At 58.9% G+C, this 20,221-nt stretch carries 12 protein-coding genes; 5 read left to right on the top strand and 7 right to left on the bottom strand.

The genetic code is table 11. The features are described from left to right. Window positions 1-26: 26 nt before the first annotated feature. Together QZR14_RS01195 and QZR14_RS01190 are read right to left on the bottom strand one after the other, a co-directional pair. Window positions 27-1,433, bottom strand: a complete 1,407-nt coding sequence (locus tag QZR14_RS01195; protein WP_311995658.1) for an NAD(P)/FAD-dependent oxidoreductase — start codon at window positions 1,431-1,433, stop codon at window positions 27-29. Between the two features lie 52 nt (window positions 1,434-1,485). Beyond that, window positions 1,486-2,301, bottom strand: coding sequence for a helix-turn-helix domain-containing protein (locus QZR14_RS01190; protein ID WP_311995657.1), 816 nt, complete (start codon window positions 2,299-2,301; stop codon window positions 1,486-1,488). Between the two features lie 263 nt (window positions 2,302-2,564). On the opposite strand from QZR14_RS01190, the gene QZR14_RS01185 reads away from it, so the two are divergent. After that, window positions 2,565-2,837 carry a DUF1652 domain-containing protein gene (locus tag QZR14_RS01185; protein WP_250605215.1) on the top strand — a complete coding sequence of 91 codons (273 nt, stop codon included), beginning with the start codon at window positions 2,565-2,567 and terminating at the stop codon, window positions 2,835-2,837. Window positions 2,838-2,886: 49 nt separating this feature from the next. On the opposite strand, the gene QZR14_RS01180 is transcribed toward QZR14_RS01185, so the two are convergent. After that, window positions 2,887-5,361, bottom strand: a complete 2,475-nt coding sequence (locus QZR14_RS01180; RefSeq protein WP_311995656.1) for a UvrD-helicase domain-containing protein — start codon at window positions 5,359-5,361, stop codon at window positions 2,887-2,889. A 278-nt stretch (window positions 5,362-5,639) separates the two neighbouring features. Between QZR14_RS01180 and QZR14_RS01175 the strand changes: the two genes are divergently transcribed. Continuing rightward, complete coding sequence (locus QZR14_RS01175) at window positions 5,640-6,335, top strand: pirin family protein (protein ID WP_311995655.1); 696 nt, start codon at window positions 5,640-5,642, stop codon at window positions 6,333-6,335. A gap of 69 nt (window positions 6,336-6,404) precedes the next feature. On the opposite strand, the gene pgm is transcribed toward QZR14_RS01175, so the two are convergent. From pgm to QZR14_RS01155, 4 genes are all read right to left on the bottom strand, one after another. Then, window positions 6,405-8,048: a phosphoglucomutase (alpha-D-glucose-1,6-bisphosphate-dependent) gene (pgm, locus tag QZR14_RS01170; RefSeq protein ID WP_311995654.1), complete on the bottom strand. Its 1,644-nt coding sequence runs from the start codon at window positions 8,046-8,048 to the stop codon at window positions 6,405-6,407. A 105-nt stretch (window positions 8,049-8,153) separates the two neighbouring features. Then, window positions 8,154-9,554, bottom strand: coding sequence for an aminotransferase-like domain-containing protein (locus QZR14_RS01165; RefSeq protein WP_311995653.1), 1,401 nt, complete (start codon window positions 9,552-9,554; stop codon window positions 8,154-8,156). A 49-nt stretch (window positions 9,555-9,603) separates the two neighbouring features. Continuing rightward, complete coding sequence (locus QZR14_RS01160; RefSeq protein WP_311995652.1) at window positions 9,604-11,052, bottom strand: hypothetical protein; 1,449 nt, start codon at window positions 11,050-11,052, stop codon at window positions 9,604-9,606. 549 nt (window positions 11,053-11,601) lie between these two features. Continuing rightward, the gene (locus QZR14_RS01155) at window positions 11,602-12,624 is read right to left on the bottom strand and encodes a zinc-dependent alcohol dehydrogenase family protein (RefSeq protein WP_007914918.1); all 1,023 of its coding nucleotides are present in this window, start codon (window positions 12,622-12,624) and stop codon (window positions 11,602-11,604) included. Between the two features lie 270 nt (window positions 12,625-12,894). Here QZR14_RS01155 and QZR14_RS01150 point away from each other — a divergent pair, with 270 nt between their 5' ends. The 3 genes from QZR14_RS01150 (at window position 12,895) to QZR14_RS01140 (ending at window position 20,217) form a co-directional block, all read left to right on the top strand. Then, the gene (locus tag QZR14_RS01150) at window positions 12,895-13,809 is read left to right on the top strand and encodes a LysR family transcriptional regulator (RefSeq protein WP_311995651.1); all 915 of its coding nucleotides are present in this window, start codon (window positions 12,895-12,897) and stop codon (window positions 13,807-13,809) included. Between the two features lie 616 nt (window positions 13,810-14,425). Next, the gene (locus tag QZR14_RS01145) at window positions 14,426-17,044 is read left to right on the top strand and encodes a PD-(D/E)XK nuclease family protein (protein WP_311995650.1); all 2,619 of its coding nucleotides are present in this window, start codon (window positions 14,426-14,428) and stop codon (window positions 17,042-17,044) included. Further along, complete coding sequence (locus tag QZR14_RS01140) at window positions 17,041-20,217, top strand: UvrD-helicase domain-containing protein (protein WP_236188319.1); 3,177 nt, start codon at window positions 17,041-17,043, stop codon at window positions 20,215-20,217. Before QZR14_RS01145 ends, QZR14_RS01140 begins: the two co-directional genes overlap by 4 nt. Window positions 20,218-20,221: the final 4 nt, after the last annotated feature.

Below are 20,221 nucleotides of genomic sequence, written 5' to 3'. Positions count from 1 at the left end.
TGGGCTTTCTTGAAGTAAATCGGCGCTCAGTGCATGAAACCTTCCATGAAGCCCGCGACCTGGCTGGCAAGTTTGCGCCGCCATGGTGCGGTCGCCGGGTTGGCCAGGGTCTGGTCTTCGTGGACGAAACTTTTGATGATCGCGTTGTAACCGAGCCAGCGACACGGCTCCGGCTCCCACGCGCGCAGCGCATGAATGCCGCCGTCCGGCAACACCCACGGCTGCTGAGTCAGTTCGGTGTCGCGCTCAAGAATCAGGTCGGCCAGGGTGCGCCCACCGAGATTGCTCGCGCCGACGCCCTCCCCGCCATAACCGCCGGACAGCGCGATGCCATTGGCGCGATCGCAAAGCATGTGCGGCTTGAAATGCCGGGACATGCCGAGGTTGCCGCCCCAAGCGTGGGTGATCTGCACGTTTTTCAGTTGCGGAAACAGTTCGCCAAACAGATAGCGGCGCAGCTCGACCTCATCGCGGGTCAGATCAAAGTTGTGACGCAACTTGCCGGCGAACTGATATCCGCCCCGCGCGCCGAAGATCAGACGATTGTCGGCACTGCGCTGGCCATAAGTGACCTGGCGGCTGAATTCGCTGAACGCCTGGCCACGGCTGAGGCCGATTTCGTCCCAGGTCGCGGCAGACAATGGCTCGGTGGCAACGATCAGGCTTTGCACCGGCAACTGATAGCGGCCCAGCGGCGGCAAGGTCACCGAATAACCTTCAACGGCCGGCACGATCCAGCGACTGCGCACGCTGGCTTTCGCCGTGCGTAGACTGCCCGACTGCCAATGGGTGACCGGGCTGTTTTCGTAGATCTTCACGCCCATGTTCTGCACGGTGCGCGCCAGACCGCGCACCAGTTTCGCCGGATGAATGGTCGCTACATGCGGCCCGTAAATCCCGCCATAAGGCTTGGCGACGCGAATCTGCTGGGCCAGTTGTTCAGGGCTGAGCCAGCGGTAATCGGCGTCGGTCAGGCCTTGGGCGTGCAGTTTGCCCAAGTACTCGCGCAGGGAGGTTTCCTGTTCCGGGTAACGCGCCGCGCAATACAGCACGCCGCCCTTGCGGTAATCGCAGTCAATGCCTTCGCGTTCGAGGACGACTTCCACTTCATCGGGAATGCTGTGCAGCAGATCAAAAGAAGCGCGGCGCTGCTCGGGCGACAACCCGGCCAGCAAGCGATCTTCGCCAAGCAGATTGCCCATCAGCCAGCCGCCATTGCGTCCTGAGGCGCCGAAACCGGCCGTTTGCGCCTCGACAATGGCGATATCCAGACCGGGGGCGAGCTTCTTCAGGTAGTACGCCGTCCACAGCCCGGTGTACCCGGCGCCGATGATTGCCACGTCGACGTCCAGATCTCGCTCCAGCTCGGGCCGCGCGGTCAGCGGCTCATCGAGTTGATCCATCCATAAACTGATAGTGCGCCACGCCGGCATGCAAGACTCCGCCACTGAAATTCTTCGATGGCGTCGATCCTAGTGGCTGTGCTCAGTGGATGTCTTGCGCGCGTGTCCGCAAAGAAATTTGTTTCGCGTAAGCCTTGGGTGACTGGCCGGTGTGCTGACGGAAACAGCTATAGAACGCCGACAGCGAATTGAAACCGGCGGCGAAGGCCAGCTCATCGATGCGCACCGGCGGCGTGGCGTTGTCCAGCGAACGCAACAGATGTTGCAGGCGCGCCTGATTGACGTAGCGATAGAAGCTTTGCCCGAGCACTTGATTGAGCAGATAGGAAATCTGATTGCGGCTGTACCCGCACTCCTTCGCCACCCGCTGCAGGTCGAGTTCGGGGTCAAGGTACGGTTGCTGCTTTTCGAAATACTGCTGCAGATCTTCGGCCATAAAACTCAACTGGCGCGGCGACAGACCCAGGCGACTGACTGCCGGGCGCTGACTTGACGAGGGCGTGCCCGCCGTTTGCGTGCGCACCAGCGAGGCGTACTCGTTGACGCGCCAGATCAGCCCTTCCTTGACCGTGAGCGCCTCACTGGAGCGAAACGACACCAGACCGTCACCGCCGCGCAAGGTGACTTCGTATTGAATGAACGCGGTGTTGCCGTCGACGCGAATACGGTCGCAATGCTCAAGCAGTTCGTCGGATTCTCGCGGCATGCTGACGCGCACGTACTCGCGCAACTCGTCGAGTCCAAGCACGCGGTTCTGGAAGAAATCGTTGTACTGGATGTCCGGGTGATACAGCGCCATGACGCTGTCCAGGTCACGGTGCTTCCAGCTCAGGTGATAGCGCATGACCGTAGCCGCCGTGGCTTGGGTCTGTTCTGGGCCGTCATCGTCGGCGTGCATAAAGGGCTCGGCGCAAAAGAACCGAGCTTGCCCAAGTTCGCTACAGGCTTCAACGATTAATCCGTAGTGGCGTTTTGGCGATGATTGCGTAGGCCGTGACTTACATCAAAAAATGCGAAGCAATCGCAAAATGAACTGAAAAATCTCACAGAAAATTCACATGCGGATGCTACTTTTAACGTCAGTCACCGGTTGAGCCAATGAAGGCTCTTCCCACCTAACATGAGCAAACGGAAGCGCTCGATGAAGAAGGCGGGCAACACATGAATAAAGGGTCGAGCAAAGTCACGTTCCCCAACGCATGCCAGTTGATGCGTTGGCATTTTCATCCGATGGGTTTCGAGGCAACGATGGACGCGCCAGGCAGCATGATCGCCCGTCTGTTCGATCGCGCCAGCGGCGAAACCATGATCGCCATCGCTGGCATCCCGTGCGCGACGGTGATGAATGCGGCAGATGTCGAACGAATCATCGAGGCTGTGGAGGATGAGCTGGAAGCGTTTATTCCTCCAGAGACTCTCAAGAGTTACGCATAAGTTTATGATTTAAAACGAAAAGCCCGCAGCGATGCGGGCTTTTTTGTGCTTACGCGGTTTGCTTGGCGGTGCGGTGATCAACGAAGAACGGCTTGTCTTTGACCACTCGGTCGGACGCCCGGGGCATGTTCACTGCTTGCGCCTCCTGTGGGTCGACATACCAGTAGCAATGGCTGACCGCCCGCGTGATGCCGACATAGGCCAGGCGCAGGATCTCGTCCTTTTGCGCGCTGTCATAGGGCTCGCTGTCGCCCGACTTGCCTAGCCCGGCCATGCGATAGACCTGATTTTTGTAAGGCGAACTGGTCAAGTGCTGACAGTCACCGAGCAAAAACACCGCATCCGCCTGCAAGCCTTTGGCGCTGTGGTAGGTCAGTTGCTTCAGGCGGCGCGCTTCATACGGCAAGCTCGAATCCACATTAACTACTGCCTGAATATGCTCTTCAATCAATAACTTATCGCTGCTTTTTCGATAAAGCATCAAGATCGAATGGCCCTGACGATAGTGTTCGGCGAGGCGCTGGCCCAAGGCCTGATCGTCGCGCTCCAGCACATTGACCGGTTGCAACGGCTTCGGTGCGCCACTGGCCTTGGCTTTTTTCCCCGGGATTGCCGGCGCCGCGCGAACGATGTGTTCGGCGGCATCAATGATGTACTGGTGGCTGCGGTAGTTATCACTGAGCATCACCCGCGTGGTGCTCGGCGACGGGAACTCCTTGTCGAACGCCATGAAATAACTCGGCGAACTGCCGCGCCAACCATAAATCGACTGCCAGTCATCACCGACGCACAGCAGCGAGGAACGCTGCGCGCCCCGCCCGACGTGCATGGCCGGGCCGCGGCTGCGGATTTCCGTGAGGCTGGCGCGAATCCACGAGACGATCTGCGGTGAAACGTCCTGAAATTCGTCGATCATCAGGTGCGACAACGGCCTGAGTAACGCGTCGCTCAACAGCTTTAGATTTTCCGGTGAATGCTCGCTGAACAGCGCGAACATGCGGTTGTAGGTCATGATCGGCGGTTTCTGATCGAGCAGATGATCTTCAAAGGCGCGCCAGAACAGACTCAGGGCCTCAAAGAAGAAACGGTCCGGGTCGTCCTTGGCAAAGTTCATGCGACCGACCGCGTCAGGCACGTCCAGGCCGAGGTTCTCGATAAAGCCTGCCGCCGCCACGAAACAGTCAAGCAACGGCGCGGAAGCCAGTTCACCTTTGACCTTGTAATCGAAGCCCGGCCCGGCACTGGCATCGCCCGCCAGCGTTGCCAGAACGCGTTTTGACGACTCGTAACTATCCAGCCAAATCAATGGCTTACGGCAGAAAGCTTGAAACAGTGTGCGTTTGACAGCCCACTCTGCGCGCACGCTCAGCTTGGCGTTTGGCCGACTCGTTTGCGGGTTTTCCCGTGGATCGAAGCCGAGCACCACCCAGGCATCCAGGCTCGGAATGTAGCCGTGGCAATGAAACTTCGCGCCGTTGATATCGAAACTCTGCCGGTTCGGTTCTATGCCCTTGATCGGCCACGCGCCAGCGCGGAACCACAGATCTTCAATGACGTCGCACAACTCCTCGTCGCGCCGCGCCGCCAGCTCCGTTACCGCGACGCGTTTCTGCACATCCGGGTGATCACGCTCCAGCTCCTTGAGCTGCAAACCGGCGCGGGACAGTGGCTGAATCAAATGTCGAAACCGCTCGTCCTCGTTGAACAAGCGGTGATAGCAGGCGTTGAGTTGCTGACGTTGCGCGTCGTTGATGCGCAGATCGAACGGGTTACTGTCGACCTCCTGCTCATCACCTTGTGCGCGGTGACTGAGGTTTTCAAAAGCCTGCAAGCGCTCGAAACCCGGCAAGCTGCGCACCATCGGCAGAATGCGCGAGTGGAATGTGCGCACCAGTTCACGTGCCTGACGCAAGTTCAGCGCCTGCCCCCAGAGCGCGAACAGCTCGATCAGTTTGTTGATGAAATCCTTGCGCGACTCGCGGGTGAAGGTCACCACGGTCATCGAATCCAGCTCAAAACCCAGATAGTGGTTGAGCAACAGGATACGCAGGACCAGCGTGGTGGACTTGCCTGCTCCAGCGCCGGCGACCACTGAGGTTGACGGGGTTTCGCTGAAAATCATCTTCCATTGCGCGGTGCTTGGCTGTGCATGTTCAGGCAACAAACGGGCAACATCGGCCTTCATGCGCTTTTTCAGCTCGGCCGTCAGCGGCAGGCGCCAATCGTCGAACAGATGATTATCGACGCCAGGCGGACGATGCTCAGTGCTGCGACTGTCACGAATCAGCAGCACCTGGCGGCCCTCTTCCAGCCCCTCAAGCTTGCCTTCCTTAAAACCATATTCAACACCAGCGGTGTGGCCGCTGCGGAAGCCGTCGGCCTGACCGTGCAACCACGAGGCGCGGTGCTGTGCGCGCAGACGGGTCAAGCCGTGGCCGAACAAGCGTGCAGCCAGGCGTTTGAACCAGGGCATCTCGGCCAAGGGGCGAAGTTCGGGAGGAAGATCGGGGGTGTGTTGCGCCACGCTGACGGGCTCCAGTGTGTGAGGCTGTTGCGGCTATGGTGTCTGTATTTGCCGTTCAGTTCTAGCGAAATGCTTACAGGTCATTGGTTTAGGCGATGAACTGAAGGTCAGATGAGACGCTTTCGAGTGTTTTTCTTATCGGGCATTTCGATCATAACGCCGCACTTTTTACGCTTTTTATCGATTATTAACTGATAGATGATCGCCGTCATAAACCACCGGTCTCGCGTTGGGTGCAACCACTCACACCCCATGACGAACCTTTTGAGGAGACGATCATGCTTGAACTCAGACCTTTCAGCTCGCTGGGCGGCGCCCATCACGGCTGGCTGGATGCCCATCACCACTTTTCGTTCGCCGAGTACTACGACCCGCAGCGCATGAGCTGGGGCAACCTGCGAGTGTGGAACGATGACGTGATCGCTGCCGGCACTGGCTTCCCGCAGCATCCGCATCGCGACATGGAAATCATCACGTATGTCCGTGAAGGTGCGATTACTCACCAGGACAACCTGGGCAACAAGGGCCGCACCGAGGCTGGCGACGTCCAGGTGATGAGCGCCGGCACCGGCATCGCACACAGCGAATACAACCTGGAAGCGAAGGACACCAAGATCTTTCAGATCTGGATCCTGCCAACGGAAACCGGCGCACCGCCATCGTGGGGCGCCAAACCGTTCCCCAAAGGCCTGCGCGAAGGTTTTGTCACGCTGGCCAGCGGCAAGCAAGGTGATGACCAGAGTCTGCGGATTCGAGCCGATGCAAGGTTGGTCGCGGCCAATCTCAAGGCTGGGGAAACTGCGGAATATCATCTGGATGAAAAGCGTCGCGCGTATCTGGTGCCGGCCACCGGCGCAATTGAAGTGAACGGCTTGCGCGCGCAAGCTCGAGACGGCGTGGCGGTAGCGCATGAACGAGTGCTGAGCGTCACAGCCATTGAGGACAGTGAAATTGTCCTGGTGGATCTGGCCTGATCGCTCGAATGGCAGGCAAAAAAAAGGGCAACCATATGGTTGCCCTTTTTCATGCGCTCGCCAACAACATCAGCCGGAAATGGCGCCATCCACCAGCGCCTGTGCCTCTACGACCAATTGCTTGAGGTGGTCGTCACTGATGAAGCTTTCGGCGTAGATCTTGTAGATGTCTTCCGTACCCGACGGACGCGCGGCGAACCAGCCGTTTTCCGTCATCACTTTCAGACCGCCAATCGCCTGATCGTTGCCCGGTGCATGACTGAGAATGCTCTGGATTTTCTCGCCGGCCAGCTCAGTCGAAGTGACCTGTGCAGGCGACAACTTGCTCAGCAGCGCTTTCTGCTCAGGGTTGGCCTTGGCGTCGACGCGTACCGAGAACGGTTCACCCAACTCATCGGTCAATGCCTTGTAGGCCTGGCTCGGATCGCGACCGGTGCGCGCGGTCATCTCGGCGGCCAACAATGCCGGGATCAGACCGTCCTTGTCGGTGCTCCACACACCGCCGTCCTTGCGCAGGAACGAGGCACCCGCACTCTCCTCGCCGCCAAAACCCAGCGAGCCATCAAACAGGCCGTCTGCGAACCATTTGAAACCAACCGGAACTTCGTACAGACGACGACCCAGGCGTTTGGCAACGCGATCGATCAGACCGCTGCTGACGACGGTTTTACCCACGCCGGCATCCGCGCGCCATTGCGGGCGGTTCTGGAACAGGTAATCGATCGAAACGGCCAGATAATTGTTCGGCGCGAGCAGACCACCGGACGGCGTGACGATGCCGTGGCGGTCGTGATCAGGGTCGCAAGCGAAGGCAACGTCGAAACGCTCTTTCAGGCCGATCAGGCCCTGCATCGCGTGGCTCGACGACGGATCCATACGAATCTGGCCATCCCAGTCAACGGTCATGAACCGGAACGTCGCATCGACTTCCTTGTTGACCACTTGCAGATCCAGGCGGTAATGCTCGGCAATCGCCGACCAGTAGCGCACCCCTGCTCCGCCCAGCGGATCAACGCCCAGACGCAGTTTGGCGTCACGGATGGCATCGAAGTCGATCACGTTGATCAGGTCAGCCACGTAAGTGTTCACGTAGTCGTGACGGTGCGTGGTACTGGCCTTGAGCGCCTGCTCGTAGCTGATGCGCTTCACACCTGCCAGCTTGTTGGCCAGCAATTCATTGGCCTTGGCTTCGATCCACTTGGTGATGTGGGTGTCGGCCGGCCCGCCGTTGGTGGGGTTGTATTTGTAACCACCGCTTTGTGGCGGGTTGTGCGACGGCGTGATGACGATGCCGTCCGCCAGGCCCGAGGTGCGTCCACGGTTGTAGCAGAGAATGGCGTGGGAAATGGCGGGTGTCGGCGTGTACTCGTCACCTTCGGCGATCATCACGGTCACACCGTTGGCGGCCAGGACTTCCAGCGCGCTGGCGCCGGCCGGGGTCGACAGTGCATGCGTGTCGATGCCGACAAACAGCGGCCCGGTAATCCCTTGTGCTTCGCGGTACAGGCAGATCGCCTGGCTGATGGCCAGAACGTGCCACTCGTTGAAACTCAAGTCGAACGAGCTGCCCCGGTGCCCGGATGTACCGAACGCCACACGCTGAGTGGAAATCGAGGCGTCGGGCTGTCCGGTGTAGTAAGCCGTTACCAGTCGCGGGATATCGACCAACAATTCTGCCGGTGCCGGTTTGCCCGCAAAAGGACTGAGTGTCATGCAAAACCTCTGAAATAGAGTGGTTCAGGAATAGAGCGCAGTTTACTGGCAGTTTGACCGCAGTGCGATGGGATCTATCCGGGCGTCTCCCGATGTTTTTTAACGTTAGTCTGCTGGCGCAAGGCGCAAGGCGTCACCGATCAGCCCGACCACACTGGCCAGGTCATGGTCACCATGGCTCAGGGGGCTCAACCGCAGATGGTGCGCATACAGGCCGTGCAGGCTGAACAGCTCGCCAGGTGCAATAACGATCTGCTGCCTCAGCAGGCACTGGAAGACCTGCGCCATGTTCACCGGTCGCAGTGAATGCACCCACACGGTCGCGCCACCCTGGGGTTCGACAACCTGCATCGCATCGCCAAGACGCTCGCGCAACAACTCGATCAATTGCGTACGACGCTCCTTGAGCATTCGCCGCAATACCAATAGATGCTGATCCAGCCGACCTCCCCCCAACAACCTGGCAATGGCTTTCTGGCGAATCGGTGACAGCCGAAACGCGCGCAAGAGGAAATGGCGCTGCAGCTCATTGCGCCAATGACGCGACAACACATAACCGAAAGGCGCCTCGGCTCCGACGAACTTCTCGAATGTGGAAAACACCAGTAACCGATCGGGGTCCAGCCAGTCGCGCAACCGTTGCGCATCAGTGGCTTCATGGAGTTCGCTGTAACAATCGTTTTCCAGCACCCAGATACCATGACGCCCAAGCAAATGCGCGACTGCCTGTTGGTTGTTCAGCGGCTGAAGACTGCCCCGGGGCATGCTCAACACTGACGACAAAAGCATCAAACGCACTGTCTCGCTGTTGAGCAACGATTCCAGCCGCTGCAGATCAATCACGCCGTCGGGCAGCAGCGGCAGCTCGATAACCCTCACCTCAGCGGCTTCCAGCAGACGCAAGATCACCCAGTCACAGGGCGATTCGACGACCACAGTGGCCCGACGCAACTCGAGCACGGAAACCAGAATCTCCAATACACCGCGCAGGTCTGCGCCGATGTAGACGTCATCCGCACGCCAGTAATTGGCCGTGGACGAGGTGTAACGGGCGGCCAGCACCGTCCGCAATTCCAGCTCCCCACAAGGTTGCACCAACGCGTGCGGCTGACGGGGATACTGACGCAGCAGTTCCCGCTCCAGCATCAGTAACGGACTGTCCAGCGGTTGTAGCGAGGCCGGTTCATCGGCGCTCAGCACGCACATGCCCGGGCGCCTGGCATTGACGTAAACGGTTTCCAGCAAATCACTGCCACTGTCCGGCGAATCCATCATGTGCAGCGCTTGCGCGTAGTACCCGGACTTGGCAATTGAATAGACTCGACCTTCCTTTTCCAGCAGCGAGTAGGCGTACTGGACAGTCGAGATCGACACATTGAGCCGGTCAGACAATTGTCGGAGTGAGGGCAGGCGCACCGCCGCGCTAGTCCCCGCCTCTTCTATCAGCAGCGTCAGATATCGATAAACCGCCTGATAAACGAAGTCATTCTCCTTTGTCGGCTTCACGAGCCCGTATCCGTGGGCATGGGGTCATCTCCAGGCAAACAGATCACGATCAACCTTCCGCCGAGCGATCAGCAGCAGCCGGAGCGAGGCTCTGCGCAGCCGCTTCTCCAGGTGCAGACATACGAACCGGCCCCATTGCATACAGACGCACAATCAACCTGACCGGCAGCCCACTGACATCCGTCATCCATTTCATGACCTGTTCCGGCGCATGCAGGCCCTGCATGGCCCGGTGCAGATCCGGCAATGCCACCAGCATACCGGGGTGACAATTGCGCAAGAATCGCTCTAGTCCGGCACCCGCATTAATGAAGGGTGAAAACAACAGGCACGTCAGCTGGATTTCATTCAGTTCAAAATTGGTCAACAGAGCGCTTTCTGCCTGCGCGCGCAGATGCCCGGGCTCCTGCAGATTGTCGAAGCTGGCGAGCAACTGTTCGCATACCGGTTCGGGGACCTGTTTTTGCCGCATCGTCGTCAGACTGCTTTGCAGGTAATCGCCGACGCCGTCCTCATAGGTCCGCCCCTCGATGAATTGCGCCTGCAAACCTCGTAAATGCCCAGCCACCACAGGCTCTACGTGCTCGTCATCACCCTGATAAAGCGTCAGGTCGTCAGCCTGAAACCCCAGAAAATCACTCAGCAAGGGCCAGCGCTCTTCGAGCTTGCCGACAATCATGTCGTTGATGCTGATAAAGCTGGTACGCCGACACGCCTCGAATTGATCTTCGGGACGCCAGGCCACCCGCTCCTCTTCGGGATAGAACTCACGGTAATAATCACCGCCCAGCCCATCGAGCAGCGTAAACAGCATTTCAAAGCCGAACGGACTCACCTGCGGCGCGGTAATTGCGGCCTTCTGCACTGCACGGCCCAGTCCTTCGAGGAAGTGGTTTTGCCGACGCGGGGACTCACTGCCAACCATGGCATCGACACCGTTGTTCCAGCGGGCAACCTGGCCATAAAACTCGGCAGTGGCCAGATAAGCGTCATCCCATAATTCGAGCGTTTCGTTCCAGGTTCGTCGATGGCCGATCAACAGCAGGTTGATACGGTTGGCTTCGCGACCAGCTGCGCTTATGGGAAGCTGATGATCAAACGGCAACACCTCGCGATGATCGACCATCACCAGCTCTACCCGGGGATCGTCATACAGAAACAGTGCGCTGTAGCTGCGGTGCATGTTTTGCAGGGATGTCTGGCTGCTGCCGTTCCAGCGCAGGTTGGCCACCCGCAACTGAAAGGTCGCGGGCGAACGGCCAGCGATGGTCAACTGCGCAGCCCGTAGCAGGGCCAGCGTGTAACAACTGTCGCGCGACCCTGACTGGTTCACCAGCACCTTGAAATGACCGATGTTCTCCATGCCGCCGGCGGCCACTGCCAGTCGCTGGATCAGCAGCTGCAGCGCCGTGCGTTCTGCGCGCGAGAAGAAACTCAGCAAACGTTGCAAAACTTGCTGGTAGACATAATTCATTGCCTGATCATGGATAGTGCTCATCGGTATTTACCCGGTATCGAAAGTTTCATGGCGCGCGGACTGACGCATCAGTCAGGCGACAATTGATCAATAAGTAATAGACGCTCAGATGCTAACACTTACAAGTTTGAAGTTATTTGAAACACTTGAACTGAAAAACCACCCTTAATCGTCGAATAACAGCCTCAAAGCCCTGTATTTGCTGAGATATTTTTTCTGAAACTCGATCCTAGGAAATTTCCCACAGCATCCCACACCAAGTGAGTACAAGAAAAAGAGAAGCAGTTTCCGAATAGCCCTACAACAATTAAACAGAAGTTGGCGCGACAAACGGTTTTAGCCGTTTTATATCGAACAGGACAAATTGAATGCACAGCCATGGCTCATTCCTTGAGATGAAAGTAATCATTCAATTATCAGGGCTTACATTGTGATTAGAAGATACAGATGGTGAGCAAAAACCAGTTCAGTTGCTGAACGGTCCCGGGCGCAGCCCCAGCAAGCTCTGCTTTTCAGGTGGGAAGGTAAACGCACAAGAGTCCGTGGGGCCACGGACTCTGATTGAAAGGCTTACGCCGGTTCGACTTGCAGGGCAACCCGCTCGCGGCATGGGCATTCGTCCATGTAGCGATGCGCTTCGACAAACTCGTTGAACGGGAATACACGGGTTTTGAGCGGCAGCAGCACGCGGTCAGCGGTCAGCTGGTTGATGTCACGCAAGGCACGTTGCAAGGCGACGTGATCCTGAGTGATGCCCAGTTCCGGTTTGCCGGTGAAGTTGCCGATGCAGTGCACGAAGAACTGGATGTTCTTCTGGAACGCTGCGCAGGCCGGGAACGGTGTCTGGTTGCCGCCTTGCAAACCGTACAACACCAGGCTGCCACGCGGCGCCAGCACATCGCCCAACAGCGACATCTGCGGGCCACCGAGACCGTCGAACACCACGTCGACACCACGGTTGTCAGTGATCTTGTTGATTCGCATCAACAGATCTTCCTCTTCAGTAACGATGACCTTTTCTGCGCCCAAGGACAGCAGGTACTCGCGCTCTTCGGCTTCTTTGGTCGCGGCAATCACCCGCACGCCCATCGCCTTGCCCAGCTGGACAAACGAAGGACCGGCGCAATGGCTGGCGTCAGTGACCAGCGCGAACTGGCCCGGCTTGACCCGTGCCAGATCGGCGTAGGCAAAGTAGGCGATCAGCAGCGGCGTGTAGTGCACGCTGGCTTCGATCGGGCTGAGTACATCCGGATAGCGGGTCAGCGCGGTACGCGGCAGTACGATCGACTCGCCGTAAACCGGGTAGTCGTTCGGGCTTTCAGCCGGGAAACTGGCAACCTTGTCACCGACGGACAGGTCCTCGACATCGGCACCGACTGCAGTGACGACACCGGCCATTTCATGGCCGAGACCCGATGGCAGACGCGCTTGGGACGACGCCAGGTTCTGACGCCACAGGGTGTCGTACCAGCTGATGCCGATTGCCTCGACACGCACTTGCACTTCGCCAGGACCTGGCTGAGCGGCCGCATGCTCTTCGCATTTGAGCACCTCGGCCGGACCAAACTTGTGAAAACGGATCGTGCGGGACATCGCAAACCTCGTCAAAGTAACCTCTAATGCCCTGAACTCTATCTGGGCTTTTGACCCAAGACTATCAGTGGCTATTAATAGTCGACATGCCTGTCATTGATTCCGCACCAGGGGCGGCATTGGCTAAATCCATGAAAAAACTGCTGCCAACGTCTCACTCAAGCTGAATTTTCCGGTGCAGAGTACCAGCCTTTCCCCGTAAGATTCATGCCGGCCATTGTTCTCATATGGCCGCTCTCGTCAAGCTTGATGACTCTGCCAGGACTCCAGATGAATCGTAATGACCTGCGTCGTGTCGACCTGAACCTGTTGATCGTGTTCGAAACATTGATGCACGAACGCAGTGTGACCCGGGCCGCTGAAAAGCTCTTTCTCGGTCAGCCAGCGATCAGTGCGGCACTGTCGCGGCTGCGCAGCCTGTTCGATGACCCGTTGTTTGTACGCACCGGGCGCAGCATGGAACCGTCCGCCCGCGCGGTGGAAATCTTCGCCCTGCTCTCACCGGCCCTCGATTCGATTTCGACCGCTGTCAGCCGTGCAGCCGAATTCGACCCGGCGACCAGCACCTCGGTCTTCCGGATCGGTTTGTCCGATGACGTCGAATTCGCCCTGCTGCCGATGCTGCTCAAGCGCCTGCGCGCGGAGGCGCCGGGAATCGTGCTGGTGATCCGTCGCGTCAACTACATATTGATGCCCGGCCTGCTGGCTTCCGGCGAGATATCCATTGGTGTCAGCTACACCACAGACCTGCCGGCCAATGCCAAGCGCAAGGTCCTGCGCCGCAGCGCGCCAAAATTGCTGCGCGCCGATACCGTGCCGGGGCCGTTGAGCCTGGACGACTACTGCGCCCGCCCGCATGCGCTGGTGTCGTTCGCCGGCGACCTCAGTGGCTTTATTGATGAGGAACTGGAGAAACTGGGGCGCAAGCGCCATGTGGTGCTGGCGGTGCCGCAGTTCAATGGCTTGAGCACGTTGCTCGCCGGCACGGACATCGTGGCGACCGTGCCGGATTACACGGCAGATGCGTTGACGGCGGCCGGCGGCGTTCGCGCGGAGGATCCGCCATTGCCGACGCGCACGTTTGAACTGCACATGGCCTGGCGTGGATCGCAGGACAATGATCCGGGTGAGCGTTGGTTGCGGTCGCGGATTCAGATGTTTTTCGGCGATCCTGAGAGTCTTTAGGCGTTGTCGGGCAGGCTGTTTAGCTGATCATTTCTGCCTTTCCACAAACCATGGAGTTCCATTCACTTCCGGTAGATTGCTACATTGGGGGCACATCTGAGGGCATACGTTGGATGGTTTGAAAAGGATGCCCCCAGCCTGAAGTCCAACAGTTCCCTTCTAGAAAAGTCACCCGTTGTTGTTCCCACACACCGCGGTGTGAAAATAGGCCGAGGAGATGCTCTCCTCTGCCAAAGTGCGCGAGCAACCGAGTGAGACCTCCTGTGCAATTAATATTTCAAGTGTAAGTCGCCAAGCTGAATTCAGGTATTACTCCGACGCTTTTCAAAACGCTGCCAAAAGTCGGCTGCTCACCCCAGGGGGCCAGCAGGCTTTACCAGACCTCTAGTTGGACAAAGGCTGCTAACGGTAAAGAGCAAAAATTCAGTAGGCGCAGTTCTTTATCTGCCTTGCTGCGATATCTGACACACAGGCAGTCGTGGTCTGACAGCCGCTCTCAGCAATTTTCCGTCGTACGTGAATGGTTGCTTTCGGTTAGTCTTGTCGACTAGGAGCAGGGGAACAAGATGCAATAGGACGCCTGCATTGGATTGTCGTCAAGGAAGTCAACCTTAGCATGCACATCACTTTTGGCCTTTTCTTGGATACCCGTCAGGGTCCGTCCCCGACGAACTTCTTCAATACCCCGATAGTGGGCCGCCTCGGATTCCTGTCCCTGCTGGAGACCTACCTTGGTCTAAGCGCGCCAGAAGCGTCCAAGGCCAGACGCGTGACCATCTACTCTGGCCTGCTGCGCGTCCATGACAACAACTCGCGCTTTTACAGTGAGTCCCTGAAGGCCGACAGTATTGGTACGGCTGCGCGCCTCCTGGCCTGGCGCGACGAGTGGCGGCTTGGCGGTTGGGACGGCAGCGCTAATCCAGAGCATGCTTCGCGAATCCAGGAGCTTGCCGCCATTGAAAAGGCAGCTCTCGAAACGCTGCCGCCCGGAGAGGCCGATCGCTTGCACCTGGTGATACAGGCTCTGAGTGCGTCCGGCCCCGGCCCCATCAAGTCAGTTCACCTGGTTGACCCGCCCGAGGATTTCCCGCTTCTCTGGCGGCAGGTGCTCGAGCGCCTGCCAGCGGTCGAAGTCCGACTTCCCGAGCCACAGGGAGAAGGCCAACTTCGTGCGTTGCAAGAGCAAGCCCTAACCGTTCTGGCTGGAGGCTCCCCGGGCAATCTGACCGTGCAGACCGACGGGAGTGTCTTGCTAGTGCACGCTCTCGCGGCCACGACCGCCGAACACTGGTTGAGCGCACAGCACTCGCACCACCCCGGCGACCGGCTGATCCTGGCTGAGGAGGCGGGCGACTCGCTAGATGTGTCGCTGTCCGCGACCGGCGGGGTCAACTGCGGGTTCGAACGCCCTAGTCAGCTCCGCACAGCCCTACAGGCACTAATCCTTGCCTTGGAAATGTGCTGGGAACCAATAGACATGAACCGACTGCTGGATTTCCTGACGCACCCAGTTGGCCCATTCAGTCGTCCTGCGAGAGGCAGGCTCGCTCGTGCTGTCGCCAAGCAGCCTGGAATTGGGAGCGAAGCCTGGACGGCGGCTAAGGCCAAGATCGCAGCGGGTGACGATGCCCAGGAAATAGCAGATGAAATTACCTTCTGGCTGGAGTCAGAGCGCTGGTCACGCACCGATGGAGTGCCGGTCGATGCACTGATTGCTCGCGTCGCCCGGATGAAGGAGGCTATGCGGCTTCGCCTTTCAGGTGAATCCGCTGATGCGGCGAGCTTCACGGCAGCGCATAGCCAATGTGCGGCCGTCCATGAAGCATTGATCGAGCTGGCTCGGCAAGGGTTGGCCACGGTGCTGCCTCGGCAAGTCGAGCAGTTGGTCGCCCACGCCACGCCCGCCGGGGCAACCAACCCCGCTGCGGTTTCCCATGTCGGCTGCATGCGCTCGACCAGCACGGCAGCCGCGTGCATCGAAGCCGCTGATGAAGTGATCTGGTGGATGCCATCTACGCCTGCCCTGCCCTCACCTCTGCCTTGGTCTCCTGCCGAGGTGAATGCTCTGACTCAATTAGGTGTGCAGTTGCGAGACCCGGCGCGTGAGCTTGTATCGTTAGCACTGAAGTGGCTGCGGCCACTACTTGCTGCGAGAAAAAGATTCATCATCGTCTACCCTCCCCCCGGTTCAGAAGTACATCCGATTCGCCAGCTTCTTAAGAAGCTCGTACCGGATATCGAGTCCGCTTCGCTTGACCTGGACATTGCACTCGACTCCACACTTCTCGGGGTAACTGCCGAGGTGCTTGCACGTCAGTCGCTGCCCGCTATTCCACGACACATCCAACTCCCTCATCCCGTGCAGCTCGGCGACGCCTCACAGTCGTTTACTACGCTCAACGAGCTCTTCAATGACGCGGCCCTATTCGTTTTGAAACGAGTGGCGAAGCTAGATCCTACTTCAGTCCTGGGGGTGGATGAGGGCAACCGCCTGCTGGGCATCCTCGCTCATCGGGTGCTCGAGAAACTCTTCGCGCACAACGATGCCCTGAGTTGGTCAAACGCCGATGCCGTTGCCTGGTTCCGCGCCGAAGCCGACTCGCTCTTGCTGACTGAAGGCGCTGTACTACTCATGCAGGGCGCGGGGGTAACGCAGCAACACTTCCGGAAGGTTTGCGAACGAGCCATAGGTAGTCTCCTCGATCACCTCAGGCTCGCAGGTGCCATTCAGGTTCAGACTGAGGTGGAGTTCAGAGGAACCTTGGGAGCAGTTCCGCTGATCGGCAAAATTGATCTCTTGGTCACGCTTGGTGACAAGCGAACTGTCGCCGTGGACATAAAGTGGAGAGGCGATACCTACTACGCCGGGCTGCTTCGCTCTGGTGAGCACCTACAGTTGGCGCTCTATTCCAGCCTCATAGAGCAAACAAGCGGTGTCGCACCCGCCGCGCTTGGCTATTTCATCCTGGAAAGCGGGGGACTGTACATCACCGCTGCCGACATTTTCCCAAAAGCGCAAGTCAGAAGACCGCCCGACGGCGTAACCGTCTCCAACCTACTAGACCGTGCCCGCACCACGTGGGAGTGGCGCAAGCAGCAGTTGGATGCGGGGACCATCGAAGTCGTTCCGGAAGAACCGAGTGACGAGTTCCAAGGCCCTGAGGGGACCCTTCCGGTCAACGGTCCAAACAAATGGGATCGAGATCACCTTATCTTGCTGGGAGGCTGGAAATGATGAACAACATCGAATTCATCAGTGCAGGCGCCGGCAGTGGCAAGACCTACAAGCTGACCGAAACACTCGCTCAAGCTCTCGAATCGGGCACAGCGCGCCCTCACGCCATATTGGCCACGACCTTCACCGTGAAGGCCGCTACCGAACTGCGCGAACGTGCCCGCTCCTGGCTGCTTGAAAATGGACGTATCGACCTGGCCACAGCTATCGGCCAGGCCCGCTTGGGCACCGTCAATAGCGTTTGCGGCCAGATGCTCAAGCGGTTCTGCTTTGAGCTGGGCCTGTCTCCCGATCAGACTGTATTGGGCGAAGGTCAATCCAAGAGACTGCTCAAAGCTACACTTGCCGAGTCGATGGAAGCCGACGCTCAAACGGAGCTTGTTCGGCTCACAGAGCGGTTCGGCATCGAGCAGGCGGACTGGTCCAAGACTGTTGAGGCTGTCGTTAAGGCCGCACTCGACAACGATATTGGACCGGAGGAGCTTCGAGTGATGGGTTCCCAGAACGCGGACGCGATGCTCACGAATTGGCCTGCTCCGGCTACGGGGCTGGACCCAACCGAAGCATTGGCGACTGCGCTGGCCGAAGCACACAAGGGGGTAGCGGCATACGTAGAACAGCAGCAAGCTGTCGATGCCAAAGTTGCAGACAACCTATTAAAAGGCCTAGAGGGACTCCAGAAGCTAGATCGACTCTTCCGTGAAGGCCGCTGGTGCTGGCCCGACTGGATCGGCGCAGCCGGATTTGACGCTGGCGCCAAGGTCAGAGATATCGTGGCGCCAGTCAAATCCGCAGCGCAGGTCCACGAGTCTCACCCGGCCTTTCATGCCGAAGTCCGCCAGTACCTTGACCAGATATTCAACCTCGCCGCCGACGTTCTCAATGCCTACGAGCAGGCTAAGAAGGCGCTGGGTGCCGTCGACTTCAGCGACCAAGAGGTGTTGCTGCTACGTGCGTTGAGAACAAAGCCATCTGTCCGGGAAGTCTTGGCGGCAGAACTGGATCTCATCATGGTTGATGAGTTCCAGGACACCAGCCCTCTCCAGCTAGCGCTTTTCATCGAGCTGGCCAAGCTGGCTAAGAAGTCGGTGTGGGTCGGCGACCCCAAGCAGGCTATCTATGGCTTTCGCGGAACTGACGCAAGCCTCATTTCCGGCGTTCTCAACGCCATCAAGGGCTGGGGCGGAATCGTAGGGAAGGCCCTGGACACCTCCAGGCGCTCCAACGAAAGCCTGGTCTCGCTCACTAATGGTCTATTCATCTCTGCGTTCGAGCCTGAGCTGACGCCCGAACAGGTTCGGTTGCAGCCACTGCGCAAGGACATTCCGGACCAGCCCGCGCTGTTGAACTGGAACTTCGAGAGCAGCCGAAACGACTCGGATTACCTATGTCTTGGCCAGGCCATCCGCGAGCTGCTGGAGTCCGGGGTCAAGGTCGAAGACAAGGACACCGAGGAGCTCCGTCCGATTCAGGCCGGCGATATCGGAGTGCTTTGTCGCTACAACGACCAGGTCGAATATTCCGTTACGTCGCTCACCCGCTGGGGCATCCCGTCAGCCAGCCCACGCTCCGGTTTATTGGGAACTGCCGAAGCCATCTATGTCATGGCCTGTGTGAGGCGCATGAACGACCCAACCGACACCGTCGCCACGGCGCTGGTACTAACCCTGGCCGATGGCACTCCGATCGAGACCTGGCTTGCAGACAGGCTGCAATACCTAGCCACCGATGGGGTGAGGTCACACGAGTGGCTGACGAAGGGTGAGAGCGCCCATCCGCTACTGGCCCGATTGGAAGAGCTGCGTCCAACGCTAATGGCTTTGACGCCACAGGAAGTACTGCGACTTGCTGCTGCCGAGTCCCAAGTAGTGCGGCGGGTCGGCGAATGGTCCACCTCCCCTCACGAGAGCCGCAATAGGCTGTCCAATGTCGAGGCACTGGTCGAGCTCGGAAAGACTTTCGAGGACGAGTGTGTCGCCGCGAAGCGACCGGCGACCGTCAGCGGCATGCTTCGTTGGCTAGACGAACTCGCCAGCGCAGAGGACGATAACCGGGCCATTTCAGAAGACAACTCGGTCTCAGTCCTCACCTATCACGGGGCCAAGGGGCTGGAGTGGCCAATCGTTGTGCTGACAAGCCTCGATGCGACAGCACGCAGTTCACTTTGGGGCGTGCGCGCGAGGACAGTTGGGGGCTTCGATCCGCAGCAGCCGCTCGCCAACCGCTTCGTACACTGCTGGCTGAAGACCTGGGGCAAGCGGTCCCAGCCCCAAGCCGCACTCAATGCCGAAGCCAGCGTAACTGGCCAAGCCATGCAGGCAGAGGCCTTGGCGGAGAACAAGCGTCTGCTATATGTGGGCCTGACCCGCGCACGTGACATGAACGTCGCACTATCTTTCGTACGCAGGTCAGGGCCGGGCCGCGCCTGGGTCGGCGAGATTAAAGGTGCAGCCGAGCTGTTGTTCGGTGACTCAGAAATAATAACGACTTCCGAAGGCAAGCAGCTTTCCAGGCTATCTAAGTCCTGGAACAAGGATGAGTGCTCAACGGAGCCACCTGCCAAAGCCTCCGAGGCTTGCCACTGGTTTGCAACTCGTCCGCGCGTGCAGGCCGAACCTTTGTGGCACCGACCGAGTTCTGCTTCGGGCGGTGCATTCACGGTTGTCGAGACCGACGCCGTCGGAGTTCGGCTAAGCCTGGCAGGCAAGCCCGACATGGCATCGCTGGGCACGGCGCTTCACCTGTGTATCGCACGCGCCGGCGTGCTTGGCGGTATTTCTCCCCCTGACGTCGAGGGCATTCTGAAGACCTGGGCCGTGGCTGGTTCTGTAGATAAGGATGCCGTGTGCACTCAGACCTCAGCGTTCCAAGCTTGGATAGCCAAGCGCTGGCCCGACTGTCCCGTTTACGTCGAGGTACCCATCGAAGCAGATGGCCCGAACGGCACTCGTATCAGGGGCCGCATCGATTTGCTGGTGGAGTTGCCAGACGGCTGGATTCTCCTGGACCACAAGTCGAACCCCGGAGGCTCAGCCAGAGACGAGGACCTGGTGGCCGAGCACGGCCCCCAGCTCGAGTCCTACGGTCATGCCCTTCTCAACGCAACCGGCAAGCCCGTGAGCGAGCGATGGCTCTACATGCCGGTCGCTGCACGAGCAGTCCGCCTCTCCTGACGTT

This window comes from Pseudomonas sp. rhizo66, from assembly GCF_031931925.1.
Lineage (GTDB): Bacteria > Pseudomonadota > Gammaproteobacteria > Pseudomonadales > Pseudomonadaceae > Aquipseudomonas.
The sequence above is the reverse complement of the archived record's forward strand: the minus strand, read 5'-3'. Positions and strand labels throughout refer to the sequence as shown.